An 8,586-nucleotide genomic window follows, 5' to 3' on the forward strand; every position below is an offset into this window, starting at 1 on the left:
CACCCTTAATGGACGAATACTATGGGCAAAGCAGTCATTGCAATTCATGGTGGCGCAGGTGCAATTAGCCGCGCGCAGATGAGTCTGCAACAGGAATTACGCTACATTGAGGCGTTGTCTGCCATTGTTGAAACCGGGCAGAAAATGCTGGAAGCGGGCGAAAGTGCGCTGGATGTGGTGACGGAAGCGGTGCGTCTGCTGGAAGAGTGTCCACTGTTTAACGCCGGAATTGGCGCTGTCTTTACGCGTGATGAAACCCATGAACTGGACGCCTGTATGATGGATGGTAACACCCTGAAAACCGGTGCGGTGGCGGGCGTTAGTCATCTGCGTAATCCGGTTCTTGCCGCCCGGCTGGTGATGGAGCAAAGCCCGCATGTGATGATGATTGGCGAAGGGGCAGAAAATTTTGCGTTTGCTCGTGGCATGGAGCGCGTCTCGCCGGAGATTTTCTCCACGCCTTTGCGTTATGAACAACTACTGGCAGCGCGCAAGGAAGGGGCAACCGTCCTCGACCATAGCGGTGCGCCACTGGATGAAAAACAGAAAATGGGCACCGTGGGGGCCGTGGCGTTGGATTTAGACGGCAATTTGGCGGCAGCCACGTCCACAGGCGGAATGACCAATAAATTACCCGGACGAGTTGGCGATAGTCCCTTAGTGGGTGCCGGATGCTACGCCAATAACGCCAGTGTGGCGGTTTCTTGTACCGGCACGGGCGAAGTCTTCATCCGCGCGCTGGCGGCATATGACATCGCCGCGTTAATGGATTACGGCGGATTAAGTCTCGCGGAAGCCTGCGAGCGGGTAGTAATGGAAAAACTCCCTGCGCTTGGCGGTAGCGGTGGCTTAATCGCTATCGGCCATGAAGGGAATGTCGCGCTACCGTTTAACACCGAAGGAATGTATCGCGCCTGGGGCTACGCAGGCGATACGCCAACCACCGGTATCTACCGTGAAAAAGGGGACACCGTTGCCACACAGTGATGAACTTGATGCCGGTAATGTGCTGGCGGTTGAAAATCTGAATATTGCCTTTATGCAGGACCAGCAGAAAATAGCTGCGGTCCGCAATCTCTCTTTTAGTCTGCAACGCGGTGAGACGCTGGCAATTGTTGGCGAATCCGGCTCCGGTAAGTCAGTGACTGCGTTGGCATTGATGCGCCTGTTGGAACAGGCGGGCGGTTTAGTACAGTGCGATAAAATGCTGTTGCAGCGGCGCAGTCGCGAAGTGATTGAACTTAGCGAGCAGAGCGCTGCACAAATGCGCCATGTTCGCGGTGCGGATATGGCGATGATATTTCAGGAGCCGATGACATCGCTGAACCCGGTATTTACTGTGGGTGAACAGATTGCCGAATCAATTCGTCTGCATCAGAACGCCAGTCGTGAAGAAGCGATGGTCGAGGCGAAGCGGATGCTGGATCAGGTACGCATTCCTGAGGCACAAACCATTCTTTCACGTTATCCGCATCAACTCTCTGGCGGGATGCGCCAGCGAGTGATGATTGCGATGGCGCTGTCATGCCGCCCGGCGGTGCTGATTGCCGATGAGCCAACCACCGCGCTGGATGTCACTATTCAGGCGCAGATCCTGCAATTAATCAAAGTATTGCAAAAAGAGATGTCGATGGGCGTTATCTTTATCACGCACGATATGGGCGTGGTGGCAGAGATAGCCGATCGGGTACTGGTGATGTATCAGGGCGAGGCGGTGGAAACGGGTACCGTCGAACAGATTTTTCATGCACCGCAACATCCTTACACCCGTGCGCTGTTAGCTGCTGTTCCGCAACTTGGTGCGATGAAAGGGTTAGATTATCCCCGACGTTTCCCATTGATATCGCTTGAACATCCAGCGAAACAGGACCCCCCCATCGAGCAGAAAACGGTGGTGGATGGCGAACCTGTTTTACGAGTGCGTAATCTTGTCACCCGTTTCCCTTTGCGCAGCGGTTTGTTGAATCGCGTAACGCGGGAAGTGCATGCCGTTGAGAAAGTCAGTTTTGATCTCTGGCCTGGCGAAACGCTATCGCTGGTGGGCGAGTCTGGCAGCGGTAAATCCACTACCGGGCGGGCGTTGCTGCGCCTGGTCGAATCGCAGGGCGGCGAAATTATCTTTAACGGTCAGCGAATCGATACCTTGTCACCTGGCAAACTTCAGGCATTGCGCCGGGATATTCAGTTTATTTTTCAGGACCCTTACGCTTCGCTGGACCCACGTCAGACCATCGGTGATTCGATTATCGAACCGCTGCGTGTACACGGTTTATTGCCAGGTAAAGACGCGGCTGCACGCGTTGCGTGGTTGCTGGAGCGCGTGGGCCTGTTACCTGAACATGCCTGGCGTTACCCGCATGAGTTTTCCGGCGGTCAGCGCCAGCGCATCTGCATTGCTCGCGCGTTGGCATTGAATCCAAAAGTGATCATTGCCGACGAAGCCGTTTCGGCGCTGGATGTTTCTATTCGCGGGCAGATTATCAACTTGTTGCTCGATCTCCAGCGTGATTTCGGCATTGCGTATCTGTTTATCTCCCACGATATGGCCGTGGTAGAGCGGATTAGTCATCGTGTGGCGGTGATGTATCTCGGGCAAATTGTTGAAATTGGTCCACGGCGCGCGGTCTTCGAAAACCCGCAGCATCCTTATACGCGTAAATTACTGGCGGCAGTTCCGGTCGCTGAACCGTCCCGACAACGACCGCAGCGTGTACTGCTGTCGGACGATCTTCCCAGCAATATTCATCTGCGTGGCGAAGAGGTGGCAGCCGTCTCGTTGCAATGCGTCGGGCCGGGGCATTACGTCGCACAACCACAATCAGAATACGCATTCATGCGTAGATAACATTCAGGCGGAGAATAAAATGGCAAGAGCTGTACACCGTAGTGGGTTAGTGGCGCTGGGCATTGCGACAGCGTTGATGGCATCTTGTGCATTCGCTGCCAAAGATGTGGTGGTGGCGGTAGGATCGAATTTCACCACGCTCGATCCGTATGACGCGAATGACACGTTATCTCAGGCCGTAGCGAAATCGTTTTACCAGGGGCTGTTCGGTCTGGATAAAGAGATGAAACTGAAAAACGTGCTGGCGGAGAGTTATACCGTTTCCGATGACGGCATTACTTACACCGTGAAATTGCGGGAAGGAATTAAATTCCAGGATGGCACCGATTTCAACGCCGCGGCGGTGAAAGCGAATCTGGACCGGGCCAGCGATCCGGCGAATCATCTTAAACGCTATAACCTGTATAAGAATATTGCCAAAACGGAGGCGATCGATCCGACAACGGTAAAGATTACCCTCAAACAGCCGTTCTCAGCGTTTATTAATATTCTTGCCCATCCGGCGACCGCGATGATTTCACCGGCAGCGCTGGAAAAATATGGCAAGGAGATTGGTTTTCATCCGGTGGGAACCGGACCGTATGAACTGGATACCTGGAATCAGACCGATTTTGTGAAGGTGAAAAAATTCGCGGGTTACTGGCAGCCAGGATTGCCCAAACTGGACAGCATAACCTGGCGTCCGGTGGCGGATAACAACACCCGCGCGGCAATGCTGCAAACCGGTGAAGCGCAGTTTGCTTTCCCCATTCCCTACGAGCAGGCCGCACTGCTGGAGAAAAACAAAAATATCGAGTTGATGGCCAGTCCGTCAATTATGCAGCGTTATATCAGTATGAACGTGACGCAAAAGCCGTTCGATAACCCGAAGGTCCGTGAGGCGCTGAATTACGCCATTAACCGTCCGGCGCTGGTGAAAGTTGCCTTTGCGGGCTATGCAACGCCAGCTACTGGTGTGGTACCGCCAAGTATCGCCTACGCGCAAAGTTATAAACCGTGGCCTTACGATCCAGTGAAAGCGCGCGAATTACTGAAAGAGGCGGGATATCCCAACGGTTTCAGTACCACGCTGTGGTCGTCACATAACCACAGCACCGCGCAGAAAGTGCTGCAATTTACCCAGCAGCAGTTAGCGCAGGTCGGGATTAAAGCCCAGGTGACCGCGATGGATGCCGGACAGCGGGCGGCAGAAGTTGAAGGTAAAGGGCAAAAAGAGAGCGGCGTGCGGATGTTCTACACTGGCTGGTCGGCTTCAACCGGCGAAGCGGACTGGGCGCTATCGCCACTGTTCGCCTCGCAAAACTGGCCACCGACGCTGTTTAATACCGCATTTTACAGCAATAAACAGGTGGACGACTTCCTGGCTCAGGCACTGAAAACTAATGATCCGGCGGAAAAGACCCGCTTGTATAAGGCGGCGCAGGATATCATCTGGCAAGAGTCGCCGTGGATCCCGCTGGTGGTAGAAAAACTGGTGTCGGCACACAGTAAAAACCTGACCGGTTTTTGGATCATGCCAGACACCGGCTTCAGCTTTGAAGACGCGGATTTGCAATAAGCAACGCAGGGAGTGGAATGCTTAATTACGTTATCAAACGCTTACTGGGGTTGATTCCGACGCTGTTTATCGTCTCGGTGCTGGTGTTTTTATTTGTGCATATGCTGCCCGGCGATCCGGCGCGATTGATTGCCGGGCCCGAAGCTGATGCGCAGGTTATAGAACTGGTGCGTCAGCAGCTGGGGTTGGATCAGCCGCTGTATCACCAGTTCTGGCACTATATCAGCAATGCTGTGCAGGGGGATTTTGGCCTGTCGATGGTGTCGCGTCGTCCGGTTGCCGATGAGATTGCCAGCCGCTTTATGCCAACGCTGTGGCTGACCATAACCAGTATGGTCTGGGCGGTGATATTTGGTATGGCGGCGGGAATTATCGCCGCCGTCTGGCGTAATCGTTGGCCGGATCGATTGAGTATGACCATTGCGGTGTCGGGGATCTCGTTTCCGGCATTTGCGCTGGGGATGCTTTTAATTCAGGTATTCTCCGTTGAACTGGGCTGGCTGCCTACCGTGGGAGCAGACAGTTGGCAGCACTACATTTTATCCTCCCTGACGCTCGGCGCGGCAGTGGCAGCCGTGATGGCGCGCTTTACCCGCGCGTCGTTTGTCGATGTTTTAAGCGAAGATTATATGCGTACCGCGAGGGCGAAAGGGGTGAGCGAAACCTGGGTTGTCCTCAAACACGGGCTACGTAACGCGATGATCCCGGTAGTGACCATGATGGGCTTACAGTTTGGCTTTTTGCTCGGTGGTTCTATCGTGGTGGAGAAAGTTTTCAACTGGCCCGGACTTGGACGCTTACTCGTTGACTCCGTAGAAATGCGCGATTACCCGGTGATTCAGGCGGAAATTCTGCTTTTCTCGCTGGAATTTATTCTTATCAACTTAGTGGTGGATGTGCTTTACGCCGCCATTAACCCGGCTATCAGGTACAAGTAAGGATGCGACTATTTAACTGGCGACGTCAGGCGGTGTTAAACGCCATGCCACTGGTCAAACCTGACCAGGTGCGTACACCGTGGCATGAATTCTGGCGACGATTTCGCCGTCAGCATATGGCGATGACCGCCGCATTATTCGTTATTTTATTGATTGTGGTGGCCATTTTTGCACGCTGGATCGCTCCCTATGACGCCGAAAATTATTTTGATTATGACAATCTGAATAACGGACCTTCTTTGCAGCACTGGTTTGGCGTCGATTCACTGGGGCGCGACATTTTCAGCCGTGTCCTGGTTGGTGCGCAAATCTCGCTGGCGGCGGGCGTGTTTGCCGTGTTTATCGGTGCGGCGATCGGGACGTTGCTGGGCTTGTTGGCTGGATATTATGAAGGCTGGTGGGATCGGCTGATCATGCGCATTTGCGATGTGCTGTTTGCCTTCCCGGGTATTTTACTGGCGATCGCTGTTGTTGCGGTGTTGGGAAGCGGCATTGCTAACGTGATTATCGCAGTCGCCATTTTTTCCATCCCCGCGTTTGCCCGACTGGTGCGCGGCAACACGCTGGTGTTGAAACAGCAAACCTTTATTGAGTCAGCACGCAGTATTGGTGCCAGCGATATGACCATTTTATTGCGTCATATCTTGCCTGGGACCGTCTCGTCTATCGTGGTGTTTTTCACCATGCGCATTGGCACCTCGATTATCTCTGCCGCCAGCCTGTCATTTCTCGGCCTCGGTGCGCAGCCGCCGACACCAGAGTGGGGAGCAATGCTCAATGAGGCACGAGCGGATATGGTTATCGCGCCGCATGTCGCTGTTTTTCCGGCCCTGGCTATTTTTCTGACCGTACTGGCGTTCAATTTGTTGGGCGATGGTTTACGCGATGCGCTGGATCCGAAAATTAAAGGATAGTTACGTTTGAATATTGCTTGAAAGGGTAATCACCTCACAGGAAATTATTGCCCTAAGCAAGTGTTGTAACTTTCTGCTGATTTTGTAGAATCGGGTAATTTGGTTAAAAAGCCGCAGCAAGGGACTATTTTTGCAGCGGCACAGCGTTCAGATAGTTATTTTGTTAAATGTATTAACATGCTGAGTTTATACGAAAAGATAAAGATAAGGCTGATAATTTTATTTTTATTGGCAGCACTGTCATTTATTGGTCTTTTTTTCATCATTAACTATCAACTGGTATCGGAACGCGCGGTAAAACGTGCCGATAGCCGCTTTGAACTTATTCAGAAAAACGTTGGCTATTTCTTTAAAGATATTGAACGTTCGGCCCTGACATTAAAGGACTCACTGTATTTATAAATACAGAGGAGATTCAACGCGCCGTGATTCTGAAAATGGAAATGATGCCATTTTTAGACTCGGTGGGACTGGTACTTGATGATAATAAATATTATCTCTTTTCACGGAGGGCGAATGATAAAATCGTTGTTTATCATCAGGAACAAGTAAATGGACCGCTTGTCGACGAGTCAGGGCGGGTTATTTTTGCCGATTTTAACCCATCGAAACGACCGTGGTCGGTGGCTTCAGATGACTCTAACAACAGCTGGAATCCGGCATACAATTGCTTTGATCGTCCGGGTAAAAAATGTATCTCTTTTACGCTACGTATCAACGGCAAAGATCACGATTTGTTAGCGGTAGATAAAATTCATGTCGATTTAAACTGGCGGTATTTGAACGAGTATCTTGATCAAATCAGCGCTAATGATGAAGTTCTATTTTTGAAACAAGGTCATGAGATCATTGCCAAGAATCAACTCGCTCGTGAAAAACTGATTATTTATAATAGCGAAGGTAATTATCATATTATTGATTCTGTCGATACGGAGTATATTGCAAAGACATCAGCAGTGCCAAATAATGCATTGTTCGAAATCTATTTTTATTATCCTGGCGGTAATTTATTGAACGCATCAGATAAACTTTTTTATCTACCGTTTGCGTTCATTATTATCGTGTTGCTGGTGGTATATTTCATGACCACTCGTGTGTTCCGTCGGCAATTTTCTGAAATGACCGAGCTGGTTAATACGCTGGCATTTTTGCCCGACTCAACGGATCAGATCGAGGCTCTGAAAATTCGCGAAGGCGATGCGAAAGAGATTATCAGCATCAAAAATTCGATCGCGGAAATGAAAGATGCCGAAATTGAACGGTCAAATAAATTGCTCTCACTGATCTCTTACGATCAGGAAAGCGGTTTTATTAAAAATATGGCGATTATTGAGTCCAACAATAATCAGTATCTGGCTGTGGGGATCATCAAACTGTGTGGTCTGGAAGCCGTGGAAGCCGTGGAAGCGGTGTTTGGTGTTGATGAACGCAATAAAATCGTCAGGAAATTGTGTCAGCGAATTGCCGAGAAATATGCGCAATGCTGCGATATCGTGACATTCAATGCCGATCTCTATTTACTTCTGTGTCGGGAAAATGTACAGACATTTACCCGTAAAATAGCGATGGTAAACGATTTTGACAGCAGCTTTGGCTACCGCAATCTGCGCATCCATAAGTCTGCCATTTGTGAACCTTTGCAGGGGGAAAACGCCTGGAGTTACGCAGAAAAACTGAAACTGGCGATTTCCAGTATCCGTGACCATATGTTCTCCGAGTTTATTTTCTGTGATGACGCGAAACTCAACGAAATAGAAGAGAATATCTGGATTGCGCGTAATATTCGCCATGCAATGGAAATTGGCGAACTATTCCTCGTCTATCAACCGATCGTTGATATTAACACCCGCGCCATTCTGGGCGCGGAGGCGTTGTGCCGTTGGGTTTCTGCGGAGAGGGGGATCATTTCACCGCTGAAGTTCATTACCATTGCTGAAGATATTGAAGTGGCACACTGAATTTGGCCACCTGAACAGAGGTGATATGCTCACCTCAGAACAACACAGGTGCTCCAATGAAAAAAAGAAATTTTAGCGCAGAGTTTAAACGCGAATCCGCTCAACTGGTTGTTGACCAGAAATACACGGTGGCAGATGCCGCCAAAGCTATGGATGTTGGCCTTTCCACAATGACAAGATGGGTCAAACAACTGCGTGATGAGCGTCAGGGCAAAACACCAAAAGCCTCTCCGATAACACCAGAACAAATCGAAATACGTAAGCTGAGGAAAAAGCTACAACGCATTGAAATGGAGAATGAAATATTAAAAAAGGCTACCGCGCTCTTGATGTCAGACTCCCTGAACTGTTCTCGATAATCGGGAAACTCAGA

General features: G+C 50.5%; 5 protein-coding genes and 2 pseudogenes. All 7 read left to right on the top strand.

Annotation, left to right across the window (positions count from 1 at the left end; translation table 11 throughout):
• Positions 1–21 precede the first annotated feature (21 nt).
• The gene (iaaA, locus tag BFF42_RS15285; RefSeq protein WP_039059459.1) at positions 22–987 is read left to right on the top strand and encodes a beta-aspartyl-peptidase; all 966 of its coding nucleotides are present in this window, start codon (positions 22–24) and stop codon (positions 985–987) included.
• Positions 974–2,845, top strand: a complete 1,872-nt coding sequence (gene gsiA, locus BFF42_RS15290; protein WP_039059525.1) for a glutathione ABC transporter ATP-binding protein GsiA — start codon at positions 974–976, stop codon at positions 2,843–2,845. Before iaaA ends, gsiA begins: the two co-directional genes overlap by 14 nt.
• A gap of 19 nt (positions 2,846–2,864) precedes the next feature.
• Positions 2,865–4,403, top strand: a complete 1,539-nt coding sequence (gene gsiB, locus BFF42_RS15295; RefSeq protein ID WP_000090133.1) for a glutathione ABC transporter substrate-binding protein GsiB — start codon at positions 2,865–2,867, stop codon at positions 4,401–4,403.
• 17 nt (positions 4,404–4,420) lie between these two features.
• Complete coding sequence (gene gsiC / locus BFF42_RS15300; protein ID WP_000936049.1) at positions 4,421–5,341, top strand: glutathione ABC transporter permease GsiC; 921 nt, start codon at positions 4,421–4,423, stop codon at positions 5,339–5,341.
• 2 nt (positions 5,342–5,343) lie between these two features.
• A complete protein-coding gene (gsiD, locus tag BFF42_RS15305) occupies positions 5,344–6,255 on the top strand; it encodes a glutathione ABC transporter permease GsiD (RefSeq protein ID WP_001236044.1) in 912 nt (303 codons plus the stop codon).
• A 177-nt stretch (positions 6,256–6,432) separates the two neighbouring features.
• Positions 6,433–8,198, top strand: a pseudogene (locus tag BFF42_RS15310) (CHASE9 sensor domain-containing protein); the annotation flags it as partial.
• A gap of 71 nt (positions 8,199–8,269) precedes the next feature.
• Positions 8,270–8,586, top strand: a pseudogene (locus BFF42_RS15315) (transposase); the annotation flags it as partial.

It is taken from the genome of Shigella sp. FC1661 (assembly GCF_001712525.1).
GTDB classification, from domain to species: domain Bacteria; phylum Pseudomonadota; class Gammaproteobacteria; order Enterobacterales; family Enterobacteriaceae; genus Escherichia; species Escherichia coli.